The following is a 23,530-nucleotide window of genomic DNA, read 5'->3' as shown; positions in this document are numbered from 1 at the left end:
TATATAAAAATGAGCGTTATTAGGTTACTTTTGATCTCAGTCGATAAAAAGCGTAAAAACCTCGTTAAAAACTATCATTGTTTATCTCAGGTGTTAGAATAACCGCAGTTTCTTTTCGGTTTTTCCAACTTTGCTTTAGGGGTTTGTAATGGAATTAGGTCTTATCATCGCTTTCATTGTTGCTGCAGCAGTAATGGTTAAAAAAGAGATGACAACAGCTAAATAATCGGTCTATTCATACCAATTTTTCGATTCTTTTTAATGAATAAACCATAGAAAGCTCCTGTAAAAGGGAGCTTTTTTGATATTTAACGAATTGATTTTTAGTTTCTCTTGATAGTAAAAATGAAAAAGCCAGCTTGTATGCTGGCTTTTACTTTGAACGGGGTAAGTTAGAACTGATAATCGACAGTTACACCCCAATTTCGACCCGGTTGGCTTTTGGAATCAATGCTAAACGTTTCTCCCGTAGCGTCTCTACCTGACAGGTCATCGTACAGCCAGTATTTTTTATCTAGCACATTAAACAAGCCAGCACGCAGCGTTAGATCAGAAATAGGGCGATAGTAAGCCGTTAGATCGACTAAAGCGTAGCCCGCTGCATCGACGTTGGTATCGCTGTTCCAATCAGATTTACGCGCAACAAGTTTAACGTTAGCTAACGCACCATAACTAGATCGTTCTAGTCCCAAACCAATATCAGCGGTCAGCGGTGCAACTGAGTCCAGCGCGTCACCTGAATTCTTGTCTTCACCCTCGGCATAAGCCACCGCTAAACGTGAGTACAAGCCTTGCGGCGCGTTGAACGCCTTATCTAGAAGAATAGTTGAGCTTAATTCAGCACCATAGATTTCGACTTCATCTAGGTTCTTCTTGGAAATAACGTCTTTGCCACCTTGCTCGCCCGTTTTCTCTTGCGTGATGAAATCGTTGTAGTCAGATATGAAAGTCGTTAGCTCAAATCGTGCACTGTCATTTTGACCACGTAAACCTGCTTCGTAGGAGAGGCTTTTTTCTGACTTAAGATTCGGGTTAGCTTCTATGATGGCGCCTTGATTGTAGAAATAGTACAAGTCGTAAACCGTCGGGGCTTTGAAGCCTTGGCTAATCTGACCAAACAGGGCGAGGTTGTCATTTAAGTGATACACAGCACCAAGTTTTGCTGTTAGTGCATCGTCTTTATTTTCTGGGTATTCAGTAGTGTAACCATCGTCTGTACTAGGTGTAGCGCTGAAAGAGTCGTAACGCAGACCTGCGGTCATCACTAGGGAATCATCTAAGAAATAAGCTTGGTCTTGCAGGAATAAACCCCATTGCAGTAGATCGGCATCAGGAATGCCTGTACTGCCGGGAGATTGCGTTCCTTGCGTGTATTTATAGTCAGTGTTTTGCAGATTAAACTTCGTCGAGACATAGTTCACACCGTAAGTGAATTCGTGTGCTGTAGAGCCCATTTCCGCTAGTTTAGAAGCTTGCGCATTGAACTGAATAGACTTATCGCTAGAATCACGCTCACGCATTCGTTCACCGTTGAACCCGGTTGTATCGTAGTTTTTAGATAGTGAACTCGAATCTTGGAAGTTTAGCGACCAATCTAGGCTGTCTGTTATCGCCGAATTGAGCAACCATTGATGGGAAACGCCTACGCGTAGACGTTCAGTGGTATCCTGATTATAGTTATCGGTGTAGGTAAAGCCCGGCATAATTGTGTAGCCGTTGTAGTTTAACTCATCTTCGTCGTACTGCTTGTTGTAATACTCGACTGTCACACCAAAACGATGCAAGTCATTCGCTTGATAGAAGGCTTTAGCGAGTAAGTTACCTAATTCGCTGTCTGCCGGATTTGCCGCACCACGATCTGGGCCTTCAACCTCAGAACCTGAGCTATGTGTTTGTGTCTCGTGACCATTGGCGTAGGTCGCCATTAGCAGTGATTCAAACTTACCTTGACGCATTGCCCATGTGAGCGTGTTTTTAAACTCTTCATTGGCCGATGAGTAACCGCTTTTTATGCCGAAGCGATGCTCATCTCCTTCGGTGACCAATACGTCATCAGGGTTTTTAGTTCTAAATAGTACCACGCCACCAAGCGCGTCAGAGCCGTAGAGCGTTGAAGAGGGGCCTTTGTTTATCTCGATGGCCTGTAGTGTGTCGATTTCGATGCTGTTCGGATACTTTCTTTGCTCCGTAGCTCCTGGGTTGTATGGTACAGGCTGTTGTACGTCATCGATCATGACTTTTACGCGGCTTTGTTCCATACCGCGGATATTAAACCCAGAGATACCGAATCGTCCGCTACCTTGTGCGTTAACACCGGGAGTGTACTTAAGAGCTTGTTTAACATCGGTAGAAAGCGTATTGTCAATTTGCTCTGATGAAACAGTTTCAATAGAAGAGCTAACGTCTGCTTTGCTTTGTTCGGTCCGCGTGGCGGAGACAACAACTTCATCGAAGAGGGCGAATTCTTCAGCGTGAACAGTTGGTGCAAGGGCTAAAACAATTGAAGCTGACAAGAAAGTTTTCTTATACATTTTATAATTACCTTTGATCCATATAGGTTTCTTTGAACGGATTGGATTCTATTGGATCTAAATGATAATTACTATTATTTGTATTACCGTGTTTCGTTTTTTAAGATATTATACTATCTGTTCATAGAGTAAATTTTTCTTTAAATACATAAAGATAATTCACATTTACCTTTGGCTTATAAGTTCAAATAAAGAATATAATTTGTGATCTATATCACTTTAAGTATTTGTTATATTGATAGGAATAAGAACATTGCAAAGTCCAATTACGCTTGAAGCACTGCATATTTTAGATGCAATTGATCGGCGAGGTAGTTTCGCGGCTGCGGCTAACGAACTCGATAGGGCACCTTCTTCGTTGAGCTATCAGATCCAGAAGCTCGAGCAGGACCTCGACATTATGATTTTTGATCGCTCAGGTCACAAAGCCAGTTTTACCGAGGCGGGAAAGCTGATCCTAGAACGTGGTCGGGAGATCCTTGTTGCGACAGAAAAGTTAGTCAATGATGCAAGTGTTCTAGCAAACGGCTGGGAACTTGATATTACTTTTGCGTATGATGGAATCATCCCAGTTCAAAATTTTTTCAATCTTGTTAACGATTTGAGTAATGTCAGTTCTACCAGAGTTAAGCTGCAAGAGGAAATTTTAGCAGGCTGTTGGGAAGCACTTAACTCAGGTCGAGCAGATTTGCTGGTGTGCCCGAGAATGGAAACACTGCCACAAGATGTTAAAGCAGAAGTTATCGGTCACATGGAGATGATATGGGTTGCGGCGACCGATCATTATATCCATAAACGAAGTGGGGCATTTGACGAACAAGCACGCGAGAAATATCGTGTCATCGCCATTGCAGATACTGCCCGTGAGCAACCAGCAATCAGTGTCAACATTACCCAGCGACAACCACGTTTAACTGTGACTAATTTCGCAGCAAAGGTTGATGCGCTTAAAAACGGGCTAGGGATCGGAACATTGCCCAAAGATCTTGCAAACGAGCTGATAGCGAATGGAATACTTAAGCAGATTAGTGACACTAAACCTCTGCCTATGGAAATCATTCTAGCTTGGAAACGTAACAAGATTGGTGAAGCGAAATCTTGGTGTATCCAGTACTTACTCAAGAACTTTAAAAACAACGCCAAGATTTAGCGGTTGTTCTATACCGCGTAAGATAACAAAAGGGAGCAAATGTGCTCCCTTTTATCTTTTGAAACCTAGCCGTATTACAAGCCGCCTTGTTGCTGAGCTTGTTTTACTAAAGCCTGACGTTGAGTTTCTTCTTCGTTAGCCACTTTATTTTCCTTATCGAGTGCACGTTCCTGTTGTGGTGGAACGAATACAAAGTACTTATTAATAGTCATCGAAAGAACCTCTATTTTGGTAGTAGTAACCTTCCCGGTTAAAAAATCACCTTATCGCCATCAGTTGATGGAGACTCCTTGTATTAGGTTTCAAAAAATAAAGGATGTTAACTCAGTTAACATCCTCCGTAAGACGAATATTATAGTATGAGTCGCAGGTATGAATAAATACCTAACTCATCCTTTTTGTTATACGTCGTAAGTCGTTGACGCTGTGTCACCACCGGTACCAGTCCAATTTGTGTGGAAGAATTCACCACGTGGACGGTCAGTACGCTCATATGTGTGAGCACCAAAGTAGTCACGTTGAGCTTGAAGAAGGTTCGCAGGCAGACGAGCTGTAGTGTAGCCATCTAGGAACGACAGTGCAGAGATAGTACAAGGCATAGGGATACCAGCTTCAAGAGATTTCGCCGCTACTTTACGCCATGCTGACAAGCTGTTTTGTAGGATGCCTTTGAAGTAGTCATCTGAGCCTAGGAACGCGATATCTGGGTTCGCTTCGTACGCATCACGGATGTTGCCTAGGAACGCTGAACGGATGATACAACCACCACGCCACATTAGAGCAACGTTACCGTAGTTTAGATCCCAACCATTTTCGTTTGACGCTTCACGCATTAGCATAAAGCCTTGCGCGTAAGAGATGATCTTAGAAGCTAAAAGCGCCTGACGAAGTGCGTCAACCCACTCTTGCTTGTCACCTTCAACTGGCGTGATTGTCTTACCAAACAGCTTCTCCGCTTCAACACGTTGGTCTTTCAATGCAGAAAGGCAGCGAGAGAAAACAGACTCAGAGATGAGCGTTAGTGGAATACCTAGGTCTAGCGCATTGATACCTGTCCATTTACCGGTACCTTTTTGGCCTGCTGTATCTAGGATTTTCTCAACCAGTGCTTCACCGTCTTCATCTTTGTAGCCAAGGATGTCAGCCGTGATTTCAACTAGGTAGCTGTCTAGTTCTGTTTTGTTCCAGTCAGCGAATACGGCTTGCATTTCGTCAGCTGACATACCAAGACCATCTTTCATGAACTGGTAAGCTTCAGTGATCAACTGCATGTCACCGTATTCGATACCATTGTGTACCATTTTCACGAAGTGACCTGCACCGTCATTACCAACCCAGTCACAGCAAGGCTCGCCAGCATCAGTTTTTGCCGAGATACCTTGGAAGATAGGCTTAACCGCTTCCCAAGCTTCAGCTGCGCCGCCAGGCATGATAGATGGACCGAAACGTGCACCTTCTTCACCACCAGATACACCTGTACCAATGAAGTGGATACCTTTCTCACGTAGTGCAGCTACACGGCGGTTAGTGTCTGGGTAGTTCGTGTTACCACCGTCGATGATGATATCGCCTTTATCTAGTAGAGGTACTAGTGCTTCAATGAATTTATCGACTACATCACCAGCGCGAACCATTAGCATGACTTTACGCGGCGTTTCTAGTTTCTCAACCAGCTCTTCAAGAGAGTATGCACCAATGATATTGGTGCCTTTCGCTGGGCCTTGTAGGAATTCATCTACTTTCGCAGCAGTACGGTTGTGTGCAACCACTGTAAAACCGTGGTCGTTCATGTTTAGGATAAGGTTCTGACCCATTACTGCTAGGCCAATTACACCGATATCACCTTTCATTATTTCTCTCCAATTTTCCTATTTGGACGCTCGCATTACGCGATTTTTGCTGCTGCGTCTGAATCTAAATACCATTCCGTCTCACCAGATTTTGACTGGATTTTAGCTGCAGGATAAGGCAGCGCTTCGGCGGGAGTGGTATGAATTTCGTATACAATATCTACCTTACCTGCGCCAAGAACCAGATAACTGATACGCTTGGCTGCTTCTAACACCTTTGCTGTCTTAGACACTCGAATCTGACCTGATTCAGGGTGAGCGGCAATCAGGGATAAATTCTGATCCGCGTAGTCCGTTTGACCTGGGAATAGAGACGCTGTGTGTCCATCGGCGCCTACGCCTAGCAGAATCCAGTCAAATACTGGAGTGCCATTTTCACAAGGAATAACATCTGCCATCTCTTTAGCAAAGCGTTCTACTTCTACAGCAGGGTCATCTTCGCCGCGGATACGGTGGATGTTCTCAACCGGCAAGTTAACTTTGCTAAACAATAGGGTATTTGCTTCGCCATAGTTGCTTTCTGAATCGTCTGGAGCCACACAACGCTCGTCACCCCACCAGAAATGAAGGTTGTTCCACTCAATCGCTTCTGCATAAGGTGTCTGTGCGAGAAGAGTGAAGAGCATTTTTGGTGTGCTGCCACCAGAAAGTGAGATATGAACAGGGCGGCCAAGTTTGCTCAACGCCTGCATCTCGTCGGCTAAGTTTGCGACAACTTGGTCAGCCGTCTGGAAAATCTTATGATTGATCATAGTTCGCAGTAATCCGTATCTGTTAGGTTTTTACATGGGAAGCGCCAAGCGCGATTGTCACGTTGTAACAAATCATCAGATTCTTTTGGTCCCCATGTACCACAAGCGTAACCAAATAGGGCTTGTGGATCTTGTTTAAAATCGAGTATTGGTTGAACGTACTTCCAACATGCTTCTACCGCATCACTACGTGCAAACAAAGTCGCGTCGCCATTGAGTGCATCCAACAATAAGCGCTCATACGCAGTCAACATTTGTGTCTCTTGAAGAGAAGCGTAGTGGAAATTCATTTTTACTTCTTTGGCGTGGAAGCCTGCGCCTGGTTCTTTAAGGCCAAAGCTCATTTGAATTCCTTCATCAGGCTGGATGCGAATGATGAGTTTGTTTTCCGGAGCATTTTGACCAAACACAGGGTGAGGTGTCTGCTTGAAATGAATAACCACTTCAGTCACACGAGTAGGAAGACGCTTACCAGTACGAACATAGAAAGGAACGCCATTCCAGCGCCAGTTGTTGATGTACGCTTTTAAGCCAACGTAAGTCTCGGTGCGAGAGTCTTCAGCAACACCCGGTTCATCGCGGTAGCTTGGTAAGAATTCACCACGCACGTCAGATTCGGTGTACTGACCTAAAACTAAGTTTTTACGCAGATCCTCTTCTTCAAGTGGTTTCAAACACTGAAGGACTTTAACCACTTCATCACGCATCGAATCAGCATTGATTTGCGCTGGCGGCTCCATACCAACCATTGCTAGCACTTGCAATAGGTGGTTTTGGAACATATCGCGTACAGCGCCTGAGTTGTCATAGTAACCTCCGCGCTCTTCAACGCCTAAGAACTCCGCCCCAGTGATTTCTACGTAATCAATGAAGTTACGGTTCCATAGCGGTTCAAACATCGCATTAGAGAAACGGAACACCAAAAGGTTTTGCACGGTTTCTTTACCCAAATAATGGTCAATGCGGTAGATTTGATGTTCTTGAAAATGCTCATGGATTTCTTTGTCGAGGCGCTGGGCTGACTCTAAGTCGTAACCGAATGGCTTTTCGATAATAAGACGCTTCCAACCATCCTCTTCACTGTTAAGTCCGTGTGCTGCGAGGCTCGCTGGAATCACGCTGTAAAGACTTGGTGGCGTAGCCAAATAGAATAGGGTATTGCGGCAATCAAACTGATACTGGTCAGACAGTTGGTCAAGACGAGCAGATAATTTACTGTAATCAGCACAATCTGATGTGTTGATAGCTTGGTAGTGTAGATGGTTAATAAAGGCATCTAGCGTTGCTGGCTCTGTTTTCTCCATTTCTTGAAGAGAGCGTTTCAGTTTTTCGCGGTATGACTCATCGCTATATTCTGTACGGCTGACACCCAAAATAGCGAAGTTTTCTGGCAGTTGTTTGTTGGAGTAAAGGTGATATAAAGCCGGGATCAACTTGCGATAGGTTAAGTCACCCGAAGCACCAAAAATAACGATGCTGCTGTTTTCTGGTATTACCATCATCTTTCCCTTAGAAACGAGGTAGTTAGCATGTGCCAATGTGGTTGACACTTTTAGAATGCCAACGGTATCAACGACACCTCAAATTATAAAATAGCTCTTGCCTATTGTGTCGATAGGCGAACCAAAAAATTCATGCCATTTGGTGTTTAGATTGCAGCTGTGCAGAGTAAAAATGCAGTGCGACAATTGCAGATGGCAGCGTATTGTCTATGAGTATTTGACATACATCAACCTTTCGTAGGGCAAACGATTAAATATTGACTGATTTTTTTGTAACTTATTGAATTATTGTCGTGAGATCGATTTATAGGTTTGAATAGAAAATAGAGTAAATAACCTATAAATCGATGTTGGATGGATCAGAAGCGTGACTTAATAAAGTCTTTTACTTTTTTGATGTGTGTTTGACGGTCAAATCCAGTTTTCTGTGATTCATCTAAAAATTGGCTTGCATATTCTTGGTCGATCGATTGTTCTAAGAAGATCAAATAAAGCTTGGGATCGATATGCCCCGTTGTCGCCATGTTTGTCATGATGTCGATGGACTCTGCGAGGGTTTTGGCCTTTTTATAAGGTCGATCACTTGAGGTTAACGCTTCGAAAACATCGGCAATCGCCATGACGCGGGCAGGGATGGATAGCTGTTCTTCATGCAAGCCTTTAGGGTAGCCCCGTCCATCAATGCGTTCATGGTGACCACCAGCAATTTCAGGTACGTTTTTGAGGTGGTCTGGGTACGGTAGGCGTTTCAACATCATAATAGTCTGAATGATGTGATCGTTTATCATATATCTTTCTTCGCTATTTAGTGTTCCACGCTCAATAGACAAATTGTACAACTCACCACGATTGTATTTAAGGTCACTAGGCGAGAGGATGAATTCTTCCTGCCACAGTTCCTGGGGTTTAACGCAGGAATCCCAATGGATTTTGTGTACGGTTTTATCCGCGAGTAAATACTCCTCAACTGGCAAATTTTGCGCTTCACTAGCGCGCTGTTTTTCAACCCATGAGACACCGATTTGATCGTCTAACGTGCGTGTCCATTTGTATTGGCTTATCTCAACCAGACGATTCAAAGCTTCTTCACTCATTGATTCGCTGCCAATATTGCATTGGCCGACAAAAGCAAAATCATCGTCTAGTTTTTTATGACGTTGCGTTAACGTTGCTTTAAGCTGCTGTTTGTCTTCGCCCGCGTTTAAGCCCTTCCAGAAATCGATTTCTGCTTGCGCTTTAAGTAACTCAAAACGCATTCTCACTTCGTGGATACGGTCATAAATGGTTTCTAATTTGGTCGCTTTGTCGATGACGAATTCTGGGGTGGTGACTTTGCCGCAGTCGTGCAGCCAGGCCGCTAGATGCAACTCTTCCCACTGTTGTTTGCTCATAGAAAATTGCGGGAAGTGCAGGTCATCTTCTACCGCGGCTTTAACGATCATTTTCGTGAGCGTTGGGACTCGTTGACAGTGGCTGCCAGTATAAGGGGACTTGGTATCGATAGCAGAGGCGATAAGTTCAACAAAGGCATTGAGCATCTCTTTTTGTTGCTCCATTTGAGCGATATTTTCTTTGGCGATTTCTGCAAAGCTAAGTAGCTCTTTTAAAAACGCGTGTTTGTCGCTCTGCGCTTTTTGAATCGCACGCTCGTATCCCAATAGAAGAATGCCGACAAGTTTGCCGTCACGGTTGTGGATCGGAAAGAAATAGAGATCTGAGTTGTAGAGATATTCACGATGTTTCGCAAGAGCGTTATCAGAACGATTCAGGTGGACAATACTGCCATTTACCAAGTCGGTTTTAATCCACGCGGTGCTATCGAGAAATTCATTTAGGTCTATCTTAAACGGAATTATGGCGTGATTGGCTGAGATGGCGAAGAGATCGTCATCTTTTTCTCGTGTATAGAAAACTATCGTCTCAGCACGCGTTACTAGATAACTCTGATGGGCAACGGTTTTAGCGAGTAGAGAAAAATCTTTATTGCTGGCCGTTTCACGAAGTAATCGCAACAAATCGTGCAGAGTATGCTCCATCAATTCTATCGATTTAGTGAGATCGGATACCTCTCTGATAACACTTTTCGGATAGCGCGTTTTCTGGAAATCGAATCGAGCAATGTTTTCTGTTTGTTTGACAAGAGTTTGTAGTGGGTTAGCAAGGCGTCTAGAGATAAACCATACGAGTATGAAACTGATTCCGATCATCAGAATCGCGACATGTACCTGACGCTCGCGCATCGATAACAGCGACGAGAGTATGTCATTTTGTGGTGTGGCCTCGGCGAGCAGCAGTTGAGTTTGCTTATTCAGTACCACAGGCGTTAGGGTGACTGACCAGTTTTCACCTTGATACTGAACGGATTGGTAGTATATTTGGTTGGTATCCCGGCCTAGAATCGGCTGAAAAATACTGTTCTCAATAGCTTGCTGCTCTGTTTGACCTTCATTCGTCACCTCGTGTAAGTGCGTTAATGGGTTGAATTGTGTGTCAAACAACATCATTTTTGTACGAGTCGACTCACCAAGTGTATTGATCTGCTCAGTTAAAGAGTCAAGCGTAAAATCGGCCCCAACAACGTGATTTCCAGTGGGTGATTTTCGTGACAATGTCACACCGTGTGTTTTGTGATAATAAAACAAGTAGGGTTCAGTGAGTCTAATCTCTCCGTCACGCGCTGCGTTGGTATACCAAGGCCTTTTACGTGGATCAAATTCGTTGTCATTACGAGCGACGGAATCAATGATCTGGTGTGTTTTATCCAAGTAATAGAAGATATTTTCACCCGAAACGGTTGTTTTTATGATCAGCATTGACGTTTGTTCGGGCGCGTCAAAGCGTTGCTTGTCGGCGTCAGTTCTTAGTGGTCTTAGTGAGGTAAAATCACCTTCTAAATTTGCGAAAAAGAGTGACACTAACTCTGGGCTGCGTTCAAACACCGAGGTAACCGCGTTAATAAATCTTGGTCGGTCATAGGGAGCTTTGCCTCCTTCAATAACTTCAGTCATCGAAAGAAAATCTAACGTGGTCAATACCGGCCCGATTCTACGCTGAAAGGTCGTTTCTAACTTGAGGCTATTTTCGTTACTCAACTCTTTGGCACTTTGCTTTAACAGTTGCTGCGAATGCAAATAACTAATTGCAATTAACACGATTCCAACAAAGGTCGTGATGGTGAGAAAAAGGCTAGTAATATGAATGCTGAGTGAATAACGCCGTTTGTTCATGTGTCACCTTTTGCCTAAACGCTCATTAAAGTATTGGTCAAACTTAAGAACATGCAATAAAAGGTTGTTAACAATCTCAATTTTATTCTTGTCATAGGCAAATGTGCTCAAGCCCGACTATAAATAGTTGAGGTTTCAGAGGACTAAGTATGCTGACATTGACATATCAACTAGAAATTATGGCAAGCCCGAAAAGAGTTTGGCATGTGTTGACTCATAGCGAATATTATTCGCTATGGGCCAAAGCATTTTCACCCAATTCTCAATTTTCTGGCAATTGGGGAGAAGGGGAGCAAATTTGCTTTTTTGACCCGGAACTAGGTGGAACGAAAGCAATCGTCGATCGTTTAGAGCGTAATCACCATCTTGAGTACCACCACATTTCAATATTTGGCGTTGACCAAATCCAAGAAATCGATAGTGATTCGGCGAGAAAATGGATAGGCAGCCGAGAGACCTATCAAATTGAGCAAACTGACCACAGTACTTTACTTGTTGTAACCATTGAAACGCATCCCGATTTTGTTGCCATGTTTAATGATGGTTGGGAAAAAGCGCTGCCTCAAATCAAAATGATTTGCGAGCAACAAGAGTGATAGGCTGGTAACATAGCGCTATTGTTCACCATCAAAGCAAAATTATGAACCTAGTTGTTGATACACATACTCATACTTACGCGAGTGGCCATGCCTACAGTACTTTGATCGAAAACGCCCGTTCGGCGAAAGAAAATGGACTGCAAATGTTTTGCACCACTGATCACGCTGAATCGATGCCAGGTGCACCGCATTTTTGGTTTTTCTCGAATCAACGCGTTTTACCGAGATTTATTGAAGGCGTCGCTATTATCCGTGGTGTTGAAGCTAATATCCTCAACACCCAAGGTGAGATTGATGTCAATCCGACTTCATATAAAAGCTTAGATTGGATCATCGCGAGCTTTCATGAGCCTGTATTTAGGCCCAGTGATAAGGCGACCCATACGGAGGCGTTAATCAAGACGATTGAGAGCGGTAACGTTGATGCGTTAGGTCACCTGGGCAACCCGAATTTCGATTTTGACTATCAACAGGTTCTGCGTAGTGCAAAAGAAAACAATGTCGCAATAGAGATCAACAATACAACCCTCAAAGGCAATAGCCGAGTCGGAAGTGTTGAACGTTGTTATGAAATTGCAAAACTGGGTAACGAAATTGGGGTTTACTTTACCACTGGCAGTGATGCTCATTTCTGCCAGGATGTTGGTGAGTTGAGTAAAGCCTCAACATTGTTCGATACGGTTGGGGTTAGCAGCGACAAAGTGATCACCCACAATGTAAAACAGTTTCTAGACTTCTTATCGCTACGAGGTCATGATCCTATCCCTGAATATCAGAATCTATAAGTTGAAACACAATTCATCTTAAGTGTACTGTGCAACTTCAGTACACTTACCAATCCTTTTCCATGATAAAGATAAGACAATGAGAAAGTTAATTCCTATTTTAGCCCTTGCGCTGTCTGCTCAAGTATTTGCCAGTGACTTTGACCTGAAAGCTACGATGAAGCAGATGAAGGTAGAGTTTAAAAATGCCGCCCAAGCAACTGAAATTTCACAAATGCAATCTTCGGTAGCCAATCTTTCCAAATTGGTTGAACAATCAAAACGAGGTGACTATCCGCCAGAAAAATTTGATATTTACTTTGAAGGATTCAGTAAGTTATCTGTGGCGCTCGATTCTGTTGAAGCCAAACTCGAATCTGGTGACTTAGCTGCGGCGAAAGAAGCACTGCAAAAAGTTGACCACCTACGCGAAGAGTACCATGACAAACGTAACCCAAGTATTTGGAGCAAGCTGTTCGGTTAAAATTGGCCGATAAATCAAAAATCTTGATCGCCGTTAGGTTTTTTAGCGGCGTTTACTGAGTTTGTTAGTAAAAGGTAATATATTTGCACTCTAATAATTGAGAGTCGACATGTTAAACGCATCAAATTTTAAGCGAACAATGCTAATCGCAAGTGCCCTAAGTTGGGTGCTTGTGACTTTGATGCCTGTAATCAACGCTCATGGGGCAAGTGCGGGTGTTTGGGCGACGCTTTGTACTATTAACGGATTCGAACTGATCCAAATCGAAGAAGGTAAAGCCGAAACCCAGCATGCCAAACCTTGTCCATTTAGCCATTTCTCGACTTTCCATCAAGACACTTTTCCAACACCAACACATAGACAGAAAGAAGCCTTAGCGAATATTGAATCGTACACTTATTTGGCTCTAAGTGAGCGATTTCAACTCGCTATCCCAAGGGCGCCACCGTTGAACTCTTTACTCTATTCATAACAATAAACAATTGGCTTCAAGCCGCATTAAGTAAAGTTTTGCTCAGCATTGTAAACTCGATATCGAATCGAGTTTTTTGTTGTGCGCTCAATAAAGGACGTACTAATAATGGGTAGTCAACTACAGACTCCGCCTAAACGCTCTTTGCGCTCATCGCAAAGTAATCACATCACTAAACAACAGACAAAGGCTCGCTACTTTCTCGCATGGCGTTGGCATTTTTACGCTGGTTTGTTCGTCATTCCATTTATGATAATGCTCAGTATTACTGGGCTAATAATGCTCTTTGACGATGAGATAGAACAACTCAGATACAGTGAGATTATCAACGTCATTCCTGAAGGAAACGCACTCGCACCATCTAAACAACTCGACTCGGTCAAAGTGAAATACCCAAACGCCAAGATAACTCAGTTTATTGCTTCTGATTCTCTTGACCAAGCTAATCGATTTAACGTCAGTTTGGGGGATGGACAGTCCGTATTAGTCACAGTCAATCCTTATACTGGTGAAGTCATTGGTGAAATTGATAGAAATAACAGTTGGTATCAACTCGCCAACGATATTCATGGGACACTTTTAATCGGTAAATGGGGTGACTATTTAATAGAAATCGCAGCAAGCTTAGCTATTTTACTCTTAGTAAGTGGAATCTACCTATGGTTGCCGAAAGATCAGGCAAGTCGAGCCGGATTTCTAAAACTTCGCGTTAACAAAGGTGTAAGGGTCTTCATGCGCGATTTGCATGCCAACCTTGGTGGTGCACTATCCTTTGTCTTACTTATGTTTTTGCTGTCGGGGCTAGCTTGGACTGGTGTCTGGGGAGCGAAACTCGTGCAAGGGTGGAATACGTTTCCCACATATTATACTTGGGGAGACAAACCTGAGTCAGTGTTGGTGCATCAAGATTTAAATCATGGAAGCGAAGAAGAGTTGCCTTGGAACCTGGAGCAATCACCTGTCCCCCAGTCAAATGGACATCATGGTTCTCACCACGCTCACCATTCTACAGCTAGCTCTGACTTAACGAATAGTATTGGACTTGATCATATTATTGCTCAAGCGCGCCAGTTAGGATTTACGAAGTTTAAGGTGTTTTTACCTCAATCAAAGACTGGAGTATATACCGTTGCCGCGAATTCGATGGCAGGGGATGTCACCGATCCTAGACAAGATCGAACGACACACTTCGATCAATACTCAGGTGATATCTTAGTCGACGTGACTTGGGAGGACTACACGCTAGTCGCGAAACTTATGGCCGCAGGGGTTTCTTTGCATCAAGGGGACTTAAGCTTGATAAACAAGATGTTAAACGCTCTTTTTTGTGTTGCGTTGGTCATAATATCAATGACTGGCGTGGCTATGTGGTGGGTTAGACGTCCAGTAAATCAAGGAAAATTAGGCGTTCCCCCACGATTTGTTGAAGAAGGTGTTTGGAAAGTAGGCTTAGCAAGTGTTATTGCCACCAGTATATTATTTCCACTTGCAGGGCTGACTATTATCGCCATGTTTTGTTTAGATGCACTGATTGTGCGTAAAAACGCGAGGTTGGCGCAATACTTCAGCTAAACAATAATTCAAAGCCCTAGCAATGGGGCTTTATTCATTTGCACCTAGCTGCAACGCCATATAATCAATAAACCCTCTCAGTCGCGCAGGCATGTATTTTGTTTGTGGGTACTGCATTGCAATAGCGCCGTGGTAGTTACTTTTTAACGTCCAATCGGCGAGAATAGGAATGACTTCTTCGTTGGCTAACGCATCCGCCACAACAAAATCATGAAATATGCCAATTCCGAGGGCATTTTTCACACCAGTTAAACGCATTTGAGAGTGGTTAACTGCATAGCGACCAGAAACGGCAATCGAATGATATTCATCGTCTTTAAAAAAGTCCCATATGTGGTCTGTGTTGGTTTCCGCTAAGTAGAGGCAGTCATGATGATTAAGATCGGTTGGGTGGGTGGGCATACCATTTTTATCGATGTAAGCCGGGCTGGCACACAACACTAGGTTAGTTTTGCTCACTTCCTTCAGCACCAAATTTTCATCTGGTTTATCGGTTAGCTTAAACGCCACATCTATTCCATCACGAATCAAATCGATTTCGCCATCCGCGACCCGCAGTTTTAACTGAATTTCGGGGTATTTTTGCAAAAAAGGGACAACATGGGGTTGGAGTACTGAATTCAAAAACGCTTCAGGTGCTGCGACAGTTAATGCACCAGACATTTCCTGATGATCGGTCGTTGATAATTCTACCGCTCGTTGCGCTGCGTTAACCATGACCAGCGCTTGATCGTACACCTGCTGACCTGATCGGGTGATAATGAGCTTACGTGTCGTTCGTTCAAACAATTTAACCGACAGAGAGGTTTCTAAACGCGTAACTAACTTGCTTAACGCAGAAGGGGTGACATTGAGAGTTTTGGCTGCAGCAGTAAAACTACCTTCATCAACGATTAGGATAAAACTGGCTAAATCAGGTAAGAGTGCAATGAGCTTGGTATTTTTCATTTTCATTTACGTTGCAGGGTTTAGCGCCATTTTAACGGCTAGTGAGTTAATCGTCATCAACAAACAGCATTATTTGTGCCTCATGTTCACTAATGTTTTTCCGCTTGGCGGGATAATGGATTTCGCGATGTTGGATTACACTTAAAACATCATTTTGGCTTGAGCCAAGCGTTTAAGCACATATAAATAATAACTAGGAAGGAATTTGAAATGTCTTCTGCATTCTACGAACAAATTCAAAACCAAATTGAAGAAGTAAAGGCTGAAGGTCTTTACAAATCAGAGCGTGTTATCACTTCTCAGCAACAGGCTGCGGTAAAAATTGCTTCAGGCGAAGAAGTACTGAACTTCTGTGCTAACAACTATCTTGGCCTAGCGAACCACCCAGCACTTATCGAAGCGGGTAAAGAGGGCATGGACGTTCACGGTTTTGGTATGGCGTCAGTTCGTTTTATCTGTGGTACTCAAGATATCCACAAAGAGCTAGAACAAAAACTGTCTAAATTCTTAGGCAAAGAAGATACCATCCTTTACACCTCTTGTTTTGATGCCAACGCAGGTCTGTTCGAGACCATTCTAGGTAAAGAAGATGCCATCATTTCTGATGCGCTAAACCATGCTTCAATCATCGACGGTGTTCGTCTATGTAAAGCGATGCGTTTCCGTTACTCAAACAATAATATGGAAGAGCTAGAGCAGCAACTGATCGCAGCGAAAGAAGCAGGTGCTCGCCACATTCTAATCGTAACCGACGGTGTGTTCTCTATGGATGGTGTGGTTGCAAACCTTCCTGCTATCTGCGATCTCGCAGAGAAGCACGGTGCATTAACTATGGTTGATGACTCTCACGCAGTGGGTTTTATGGGTAAAACTGGCGCAGGTACGCACGAGTACCACAACGTTGTTGACCGTATCGATATCATCACTGGTACGCTGGGTAAAGCAATGGGCGGCGCTTCAGGCGGTTACACTGCGGGCAAAGCGGAAGTGATCGACTGGCTACGTCAGCGCTCTCGTCCATACCTATTCTCTAACTCTGTTGCACCTGCAATCGTAAATGCGTCTATCCGCGTTCTTGATCTACTTGAAGAGAGCGGCGATCTACGTGACCGCCTATGGGAAAACGCAGCACACTTCCGCGCACGTATGGAAGGTGCGGGCTTCACTATGGGTGGTGCTGACCACGCGATCATCCCAATCATGTTAGGTGATGCAAAAGTAGCTGCTGAGTTCGCCGAACGAGCACTAGAGAAGGGCATCTATGTAATCGGTTTCTCTTTCCCTGTCGTGCCAAAAGGCCAAGCTCGCATCCGTACGCAAATGTCAGCCGCACACTCTCGTGAGCAACTCGATCGTGCTATCGATGCGTTCATCCAAGTTGGTAAAGACATGGGCATCATCTAAGTTTGAAGAATACTAAAGGTAAAAGGCTTTCCCAACCCTTGGTAAGTAGGTTTATAGGGAAGCCACTGCCGCTTCTTTAAACATCGTTGGTGGAACAATTTTTTGTCGCGCATAGAGCGAGGCAATGTTTGGTGAATACTATGAAAATTAAAGCACTATCAAAGCTAAAGCCTGAAGAAGGCATCTGGATGACTGAGGTTGAGAAACCTGAAGTTGGTCATAACGACATTCTGATCAAAATTAAGAAAACCGCTATCTGTGGTACAGATGTACACATCTACAACTGGGATGAATGGTCACAAAAGACGATTCCGGTTCCTATGGTGGTCGGCCACGAATACGTTGGTGAAGTCGTGGCGATTGGTCAGGAAGTTCGTGGCTTTGAAATTGGCGACCGCGTATCTGGCGAAGGTCACATCACTTGTGGTCACTGCCGTAACTGTCGTGGCGGTCGTACTCACCTATGTCGTAACACCATTGGTGTAGGTGTAAACCGTGAAGGTGCATTCGCAGAATACCTAGTGATCCCTGCGTTCAACGCGTTTAAGATCCCTGAAGGTATCTCTGACGATCTCGCGTCTATCTTCGACCCGTTTGGCAACGCAGTTCACACTGCGCTTTCTTTCGATCTAGTCGGTGAAGACGTGCTTATCACAGGTGCTGGCCCTATCGGTATCATGGCTGCAGCGGTTGCCAAACACGTTGGTGCACGTCATGTTGTGATCACAGATGTAAACGAATACCGCCTAGAGCTTGCTCGTAAGATGGGCGTAACTCGCGCGGTAAACGTCGCGGAAGAAAAGCTAGAAGATGTGATGGCTGAACTCGGCATGACAGAAGGCTTCGATGTTGGTCTAGAAATGTCAGGTAACCCAGCAGCATTTAACTCAATGCTAACCACAATGAACCACGGCGGGCGCATTGCTCTGCTAGGTATTCCACCATCAGATATGGGCATCGACTGGAACCAAGTGATCTTCAAAGGCTTGGTGATCAAGGGGATCTACGGCCGTGAGATGTTCGAAACTTGGTATAAGATGGCTTCATTGATTCAATCTGGCCTAGATTTATCGCCAATCATCACACACCACTACAAAGTTGATGACTTCCAACAAGGCTTCGACGTCATGCGTAGCGGACAGTCTGGCAAAGTGATCCTTGATTGGGAATAACCCAATATTGATTCTGAAACGCTCCGAAAGGGGCGTTTTTTGTTTCAGCACTCTGGTCACAAATTTCTAGTAATTTAATTTATCACCTTCATGACTTTGAACAGTTGATGATAGGCTTTACGCGTAATATAGCTCGTATTATTGATAATCAAAAAAGGCATCTAAGTTCGATGCATTATACAAACGGTTGAAGAGAAGAGACCCTTGCTCAGCGGTTTTGTGTTATGCGTTGTTTGCCCAATAAAAGGGCGTTAAGTCTTAAGGAGGAAACTTGAATACTGGTGTAACGATAAGCTTGGCGCAAATCCCAGTTGCAAGAGGTGACTTAAGTGGCAACCTAAATCATCACTTTGAAATGATTGAACGATCGTCTAAACATAATGCGGATGTCGTTGTTTTCCCTGAGTTATCACTGACTGGCTATGAGCTAGATTTAGCTTCCGAGCTTGCTGAGCTTCCCGAGCCAGCAAACTTCAAACAACTCTCTCAAGCTGCAATTGAAAATGACATTATCGTCATAGCTGGGTGTCCATTAACCAATGGTGATGATGAAAAGCCAACAATAGGCGCTGTAGTCTGTTTTCCTGATGGCACAGTAGAGTTTTACTCAAAGCAACATCTTCACGTTGGTGAGGATGAGTATTGCTCATCTGGTTCGGAAGACTATTCTTTTACCGTTAATGGTCATCAAATCGCACTGGCTATTTGTGCGGACTTTACCAAACAACAGCATTCTCGACAGGCTAAAACGTTGGGTGCAGATATTTATGTGGTCAGTGCTTTGATTTCAGATAGCGGTTTTGAAACCGATTCTAAGATTTTATCAACAATTGCCTTGGAACAAGGTTTCCCCGTTGTTTTAAGTAACCATATTTCAATGACGGGTGGTTGGGCAAGCTGCGGTGACAACTCAATTTGGGACTCTACAGGAAAGCTCGTTATGAGCTCGAATTCTAAAGAAAGTTGTTTGGTTTTATGCAAGATAGCGGGTGACGAGATTAAGGCAATCAGATTATAGCGCTATCAACGCATGTCATTTTCAATTCAGGTTGGCGTTCGCGCTAGTAGACGCAGATGTTAGGTGGGCAACCTTTAATCTAACCAAAATTTAGATGGGCAGGATTATCCAGATCGTGAGAAACAAAAAACCGAGCATTCGATGCTCGGTTTGTAGAAATATGGAATGCGCCTAGGGGCTCAAACCGCGGTGGCGATTTTCGAATACTGGCGCAGTAAGTCGGTTAAGGTAGTTACCCACTCTAGGGCATTATGCGGGCTTTGCTTAACGATCACTTCGACGTGGTTACAGTGTGTTTCAAGTGGAATCGCTCGTTCAAGGTGAAATGAAACCGCGTAAAAATGCCAAAGCAACAGACGTTGCATCCTCACTATATTTTGTGCTTTGCTTTGAGACTCTTCAAACAGGGCAGGGAGTTCGCTTAGTGCGATAGCATTCATACGCAACATAGCATCAAACTGCACTTCTTGGAGCTTATCTTCGTTTTCTGTCTCATCTTGATCAAAGGTAAACAGCTCGTTCATTGACTCTTCTGGAACAAGGCGGTGAATCAACCTTAAACTTAGCTCTTCTAACTCTTCTTTAGCCATCTGAGATAAACAGTTGTATGTGTAGTCGCTCTGCATGCTTGTACTCTCACAAATATAAGTGGGCAGGTATTTTAACGATTTAGTTGGAAATTACTACTTGGAAGACAGAATAAAAGCGCCTCGCTAAGTTGCGAGGCGCGATTCGTAACGATTTCTCGTTTAGCCATTGATGTTGTTAGAGATTGAATTTGTATTGACAAGTTACCGATTAAAAATACTTATATAACACTAGATGCTATAAAAAAAAGCGCCATGGTTATAAAAGATTTTGTCATACATTTGAAAACGATTTGTGATCTTTGTTCAAAGTTTAACAGCAACAATGGGCATATTGTCAGTCGCAGCATATATACGTCTGCGTGCGCAAAATTCAAAGCAAAACTTCGATGGAAGATTCAGACATTACGATTAGGTTGTTTGTTCAAAAACTGATTTGCAGCAAAACTCACAGTGTGGAAAATAGTAGGATATGTTGTCAGATTATTGTTTAGAAACAGAATAATAAGAGTTATCGCTATGAATGAATTAGTACAACGTTTTTTACGCTATGTGTCTTTCAACACTCAATCAAACCCGTCAAATCTTGATTGCCCAAGCAGCGAAGGGCAAATTACGTTCGCACAATTTCTAAAACAAGAACTAGAACAACTCGGGCTTGCAAACGCAATTTATGATAGAGAAAGTTTAGCAGCTTAATTCAACGTTAAAGCAAGGGAGAGTTGAGCTTAAACTCACCGACAGCTATTTCAATATGCGTGAACAAGTCGAACCTTATCCACACGTGATTGAGTTAGCTAAGCAAGCGATGATCGATTGCAATGTAGAACCTCAAGTAAAACCCATCCGTGGCGGTACAGATGGAGCAAGACTGTCGTTCATGGGACTACCATGTCCAAATATATTTACTGCGGGTTATAACTTTCATGGGATCCACGAGTTTATCTCTATCGAAGGCATGGAACAGACCGTCAATGTGATTGTGAGGCTGGCAGAAAAAACCGCATTAAATTATCGCTAAAGTAAAACCTTTACCTGTTATTTCTTTGAAATTCATATACATTTATCCGTAGAGTGATTACACGTGGATATCGGGATGAAAAGGATCTTTTTACTGCTGACGCATACTTTATGTGTAGGAATGGGTTTCGCACTTGGTATTTACGCGTTACCCATTCTTACCCAGCCGATAGCACCGAGCATGGAAGATGTGCAAAGCGTGACTAATCGAGCTATTTACACTGCTAGCTTTCAAAAAGATCGTAAAGGCAGCGACTTTCTTCATTGGGGGGAAGGTTCTGTATCAATCAGTGTTGATAAAATCGCTTTTGTTGGCGAACTAGCTCCGGGGCCCGATTACAAACTCTATTTTTCTCCCGCGTTTGTCGAAACTGAGTCAGAATTCAACGCGAAAAAACTCTCAATGGTGCAAATCGGTGAAGTAAAAAGCTTCGACCGATTCTCCATTGATCTACCTCAGAATTTTCCTACCGATGAGTACAATACCGTGATCATCTGGTGTGAAACATTCGGTGAATTTATCACCTCCGCACGTTATAGATAGCTAATTCGACCAAGATTTTTAACCGAGCCGACAAGATTTAGTTGAGATGCTAGATCTTGTCTTAGATGTGTGGGAAGTTACGCTAACTGATGATATTGAAGAATATTATCATTAAGTTTTATAACGATGCCGGCTGGTTGGCATCGAGCATTCAATAACCCTATTAGGAGCGGAGCGTGGAGAAAGTACAAGCCGTAATCGATTTTCTTCTAACTCATAAATTCGTGTTTACAGCACTGATCGTAGCGCTGATATATCTTATTCGCAGAGCCATTTTATCGACTATTCGTGGTGATGTTGCTTTTGTATCAGAAAAGCAAAGGAATTGGATGTCACGGACAAAAAATGGCACTTTCATTTTCACCTTATTACTGCTGTTTGTTCTTTGGCAGGCCGAAATCAATGAGTTTGCGTTGTCTGTTACAGCGATTGCTGTGGCAATCGTTGTGGCATCGAAAGAAATCATCCTCTGTTTCACTGGTTCCATCCAGCGTGCAAGCTCGCGTTCTTTTCGAATCGGTGACTGGATAGAAGTGGGTAAGATATGTGGCGAGGTGATTGAGCACAACATGATGGCAACCGTGATTCAAGAAATTGACCTTCACCATGGTCAGTATCACTACACAGGTAAAACGGCCACACTGCCCAATAGTATGTTTTTCACCTTTCCGGTTAAAAACCTAAACTTCATGAAACGTTATGTTTATCATGACTTTAATATTGTTGTTCCTGAGTTTGTTAACCTCTATCCCTTGATACCACTTATGTTGGAAAAAATCGATGTTCATACGCATTACTTCCACGAAGTTGCCACAAGATACAATACTGTCATCGAGAAGCATGCTGGAGTCGATTTGCCTGGTGCGGAGCCACACATACACATAACTAGTGGGGCAACCGGAGAGCAGAACGTTCATTTCATGCTGTTCTGCCCAACCGACAAAGCGACACATTTAGAGCACTTAATTCGAGCTGATTTTATGCAATTGTACGAAGAACGCTTTCCAGCGGATAGGCAGAAGTCAGTGTCGAATGAAGAAATTTAAGGAGTAGAGATGATTAAGCGAGTAGGGAATACGCCAATTTTGCCCAAGCACAAAGGGAGTTGCCATTGTGGAGCGGTAGTATTCGAGCTGGATCTGCCCAACGGAATAGAAAAGCCAAGACGCTGCGATTGCTCTATTTGTCGCCGTAAAGGGGCCATTGTGGCTTCGGTGACACTAGAAGGCATCCGCATTTTACAGGGCGCGGAACATTTGAAGCTCTACCAATTTAATACCAACACAGCTAAGCATTATTTTTGTTCGAACTGTGGTATTTACACCCATCACCAAAGACGATCCGCACCGGATGAGTATGGATTTAACGTCGGCTGTCTGGAAGGGGTCAATCCGTTTGATTTGGGTGACGTTGTCACTAATGATGGCGTTAACCACCCAGCCGATCGCTAGCAACTTTTTCAAATACAGGCTACAAACGAACACTGCCCATATGTCTAGTTTTATCTAGACTAATCAGCTAACTGAATATCAGCGCGTAACGCTGTGAAAACTTTTCAATTTCACTTTTGTTGACGCGGTAACACACTTTCGGCGGGATTGATTCCGCCGTAATAAATCCGGCTTGTTTCAGAATTCGTAAGTGTTCAGATACAGTCGATTGGGCCAGACCCAACTCGGAAACTAAATTGCTATTGAGGCAACCATCTAATTTTTCGAGATTGAGCAATATTTTTACGATTCTAACCCGGGCAGGGTGAGAGAGGGCTTTCGCCTGAGCAGAAAACTGTTTTTCTACTTCTAATTCAATTGCTGAAGACTTAAAGGCCTGCGCGTTTGCACTGTTGCACCATTTTGTCATTCTAATCTCACTCAACTTCCCATCGCTATTTAACGATTGATAATACGTTCTATTGGCAGAGGGCGCAATATTGT

Annotated in this window: 22 protein-coding genes and 1 pseudogene; 14 read left to right on the top strand and 9 right to left on the bottom strand. The window is 43.5% G+C overall.

The window, feature by feature from the left end; genetic code table 11:
- Positions 1–392 precede the first annotated feature (392 nt).
- Positions 393–2,531: a TonB-dependent hemoglobin/transferrin/lactoferrin family receptor gene (locus TW81_RS06080; protein WP_045954815.1), complete on the bottom strand. Its 2,139-nt coding sequence runs from the start codon at positions 2,529–2,531 to the stop codon at positions 393–395.
- A 253-nt stretch (positions 2,532–2,784) separates the two neighbouring features.
- Here TW81_RS06080 and TW81_RS06075 point away from each other — a divergent pair, with 253 nt between their 5' ends.
- Positions 2,785–3,681 carry a LysR family transcriptional regulator gene (locus tag TW81_RS06075; RefSeq protein ID WP_045954814.1) on the top strand — a complete coding sequence of 299 codons (897 nt, stop codon included), beginning with the start codon at positions 2,785–2,787 and terminating at the stop codon, positions 3,679–3,681.
- Positions 3,682–3,755: 74 nt separating this feature from the next.
- On the opposite strand, the gene TW81_RS19405 is transcribed toward TW81_RS06075, so the two are convergent.
- The 5 genes from TW81_RS19405 to TW81_RS06055 form a co-directional block, all read right to left on the bottom strand.
- Entirely contained in the window at positions 3,756–3,893 is a 138-nt protein-coding gene (locus tag TW81_RS19405) for a hypothetical protein (RefSeq protein ID WP_204243986.1), read from the bottom strand.
- A gap of 189 nt (positions 3,894–4,082) precedes the next feature.
- Positions 4,083–5,531: a decarboxylating NADP(+)-dependent phosphogluconate dehydrogenase gene (gene gnd, locus TW81_RS06070; protein ID WP_045954813.1), complete on the bottom strand. Its 1,449-nt coding sequence runs from the start codon at positions 5,529–5,531 to the stop codon at positions 4,083–4,085.
- Positions 5,532–5,566: 35 nt separating this feature from the next.
- On the bottom strand, positions 5,567–6,283 hold the full coding sequence (gene pgl / locus TW81_RS06065) for a 6-phosphogluconolactonase (protein ID WP_045954812.1): 717 nt from the start codon (positions 6,281–6,283) through the stop codon (positions 5,567–5,569).
- Positions 6,280–7,782: a glucose-6-phosphate dehydrogenase gene (gene zwf, locus TW81_RS06060; protein WP_045954811.1), complete on the bottom strand. Its 1,503-nt coding sequence runs from the start codon at positions 7,780–7,782 to the stop codon at positions 6,280–6,282. The genes pgl and zwf overlap by 4 nt, the downstream gene beginning before the upstream one ends.
- Positions 7,783–8,144: 362 nt before the next feature.
- A complete protein-coding gene (locus TW81_RS06055) occupies positions 8,145–11,012 on the bottom strand; it encodes an HD domain-containing phosphohydrolase (protein ID WP_045954810.1) in 2,868 nt (955 codons plus the stop codon).
- A gap of 149 nt (positions 11,013–11,161) precedes the next feature.
- On the opposite strand from TW81_RS06055, the gene TW81_RS06050 reads away from it, so the two are divergent.
- The 5 genes from TW81_RS06050 (at position 11,162) to TW81_RS06030 (ending at position 14,903) form a co-directional block, all read left to right on the top strand.
- A complete protein-coding gene (locus tag TW81_RS06050; RefSeq protein ID WP_045954809.1) occupies positions 11,162–11,608 on the top strand; it encodes an SRPBCC family protein in 447 nt (148 codons plus the stop codon).
- 44 nt (positions 11,609–11,652) lie between these two features.
- Complete coding sequence (locus TW81_RS06045; RefSeq protein WP_045954808.1) at positions 11,653–12,396, top strand: phosphatase; 744 nt, start codon at positions 11,653–11,655, stop codon at positions 12,394–12,396.
- Positions 12,397–12,475: 79 nt separating this feature from the next.
- Entirely contained in the window at positions 12,476–12,859 is a 384-nt protein-coding gene (locus tag TW81_RS06040) for a cytochrome b562 (protein ID WP_045954807.1), read from the top strand.
- A 109-nt stretch (positions 12,860–12,968) separates the two neighbouring features.
- On the top strand, positions 12,969–13,331 hold the full coding sequence (locus TW81_RS06035) for a hypothetical protein (protein ID WP_045954806.1): 363 nt from the start codon (positions 12,969–12,971) through the stop codon (positions 13,329–13,331).
- A 108-nt stretch (positions 13,332–13,439) separates the two neighbouring features.
- Positions 13,440–14,903, top strand: coding sequence for a PepSY-associated TM helix domain-containing protein (locus TW81_RS06030; protein ID WP_156980920.1), 1,464 nt, complete (start codon positions 13,440–13,442; stop codon positions 14,901–14,903).
- Between the two features lie 30 nt (positions 14,904–14,933).
- Here TW81_RS06030 and TW81_RS06025 read toward each other — a convergent pair whose 3' ends face one another.
- Positions 14,934–15,851 (bottom strand): LysR family transcriptional regulator, encoded by a 918-nt coding sequence (locus tag TW81_RS06025; RefSeq protein ID WP_045954946.1) that lies wholly within the window; start codon positions 15,849–15,851, stop codon positions 14,934–14,936.
- Positions 15,852–16,061: 210 nt separating this feature from the next.
- On the opposite strand from TW81_RS06025, the gene TW81_RS06020 reads away from it, so the two are divergent.
- From TW81_RS06020 to TW81_RS06010, 3 genes are all read left to right on the top strand, one after another.
- A complete protein-coding gene (locus TW81_RS06020) occupies positions 16,062–17,255 on the top strand; it encodes a glycine C-acetyltransferase (protein ID WP_045954805.1) in 1,194 nt (397 codons plus the stop codon).
- A 140-nt stretch (positions 17,256–17,395) separates the two neighbouring features.
- Positions 17,396–18,427 (top strand): L-threonine 3-dehydrogenase, encoded by a 1,032-nt coding sequence (gene tdh / locus TW81_RS06015; protein WP_045954804.1) that lies wholly within the window; start codon positions 17,396–17,398, stop codon positions 18,425–18,427.
- A gap of 271 nt (positions 18,428–18,698) precedes the next feature.
- A complete protein-coding gene (locus tag TW81_RS06010) occupies positions 18,699–19,445 on the top strand; it encodes a carbon-nitrogen hydrolase family protein (protein ID WP_045954803.1) in 747 nt (248 codons plus the stop codon).
- Positions 19,446–19,624: 179 nt separating this feature from the next.
- Here the strand turns inward: TW81_RS06010 and TW81_RS06005 are convergent, their stop codons facing one another.
- Positions 19,625–20,071, bottom strand: a complete 447-nt coding sequence (locus TW81_RS06005) for a hypothetical protein (RefSeq protein WP_045954802.1) — start codon at positions 20,069–20,071, stop codon at positions 19,625–19,627.
- 480 nt (positions 20,072–20,551) lie between these two features.
- Here TW81_RS06005 and TW81_RS19345 point away from each other — a divergent pair, with 480 nt between their 5' ends.
- From TW81_RS19345 to TW81_RS05985, 5 genes and pseudogenes are all read left to right on the top strand, one after another.
- Positions 20,552–20,731, top strand: a complete 180-nt coding sequence (locus TW81_RS19345; protein ID WP_052706157.1) for a hypothetical protein — start codon at positions 20,552–20,554, stop codon at positions 20,729–20,731.
- Positions 20,724–21,053, top strand: a pseudogene (locus TW81_RS18830) (M20/M25/M40 family metallo-hydrolase); the annotation flags it as partial. The gene TW81_RS19345 and the pseudogene TW81_RS18830, both read left to right, overlap by 8 nt.
- 75 nt (positions 21,054–21,128) lie before the next feature.
- Positions 21,129–21,596, top strand: a complete 468-nt coding sequence (locus TW81_RS05995) for a DM13 domain-containing protein (RefSeq protein WP_045954801.1) — start codon at positions 21,129–21,131, stop codon at positions 21,594–21,596.
- A 176-nt stretch (positions 21,597–21,772) separates the two neighbouring features.
- Positions 21,773–22,642 carry a mechanosensitive ion channel family protein gene (locus TW81_RS05990; protein ID WP_045954800.1) on the top strand — a complete coding sequence of 290 codons (870 nt, stop codon included), beginning with the start codon at positions 21,773–21,775 and terminating at the stop codon, positions 22,640–22,642.
- A 12-nt stretch (positions 22,643–22,654) separates the two neighbouring features.
- On the top strand, positions 22,655–23,047 hold the full coding sequence (locus tag TW81_RS05985) for a GFA family protein (RefSeq protein ID WP_204243989.1): 393 nt from the start codon (positions 22,655–22,657) through the stop codon (positions 23,045–23,047).
- Between the two features lie 67 nt (positions 23,048–23,114).
- Here TW81_RS05985 and TW81_RS05980 read toward each other — a convergent pair whose 3' ends face one another.
- Positions 23,115–23,456 (bottom strand): ArsR/SmtB family transcription factor, encoded by a 342-nt coding sequence (locus tag TW81_RS05980; protein ID WP_045954798.1) that lies wholly within the window; start codon positions 23,454–23,456, stop codon positions 23,115–23,117.
- Positions 23,457–23,530: the final 74 nt, after the last annotated feature.

Source organism: Vibrio galatheae (genome assembly GCF_000967545.1).
Lineage (GTDB): Bacteria > Pseudomonadota > Gammaproteobacteria > Enterobacterales > Vibrionaceae > Vibrio > Vibrio galatheae.
Note: the sequence above shows the minus strand (reverse complement) of the source record. Positions and strands in the feature narration are given on the sequence as shown.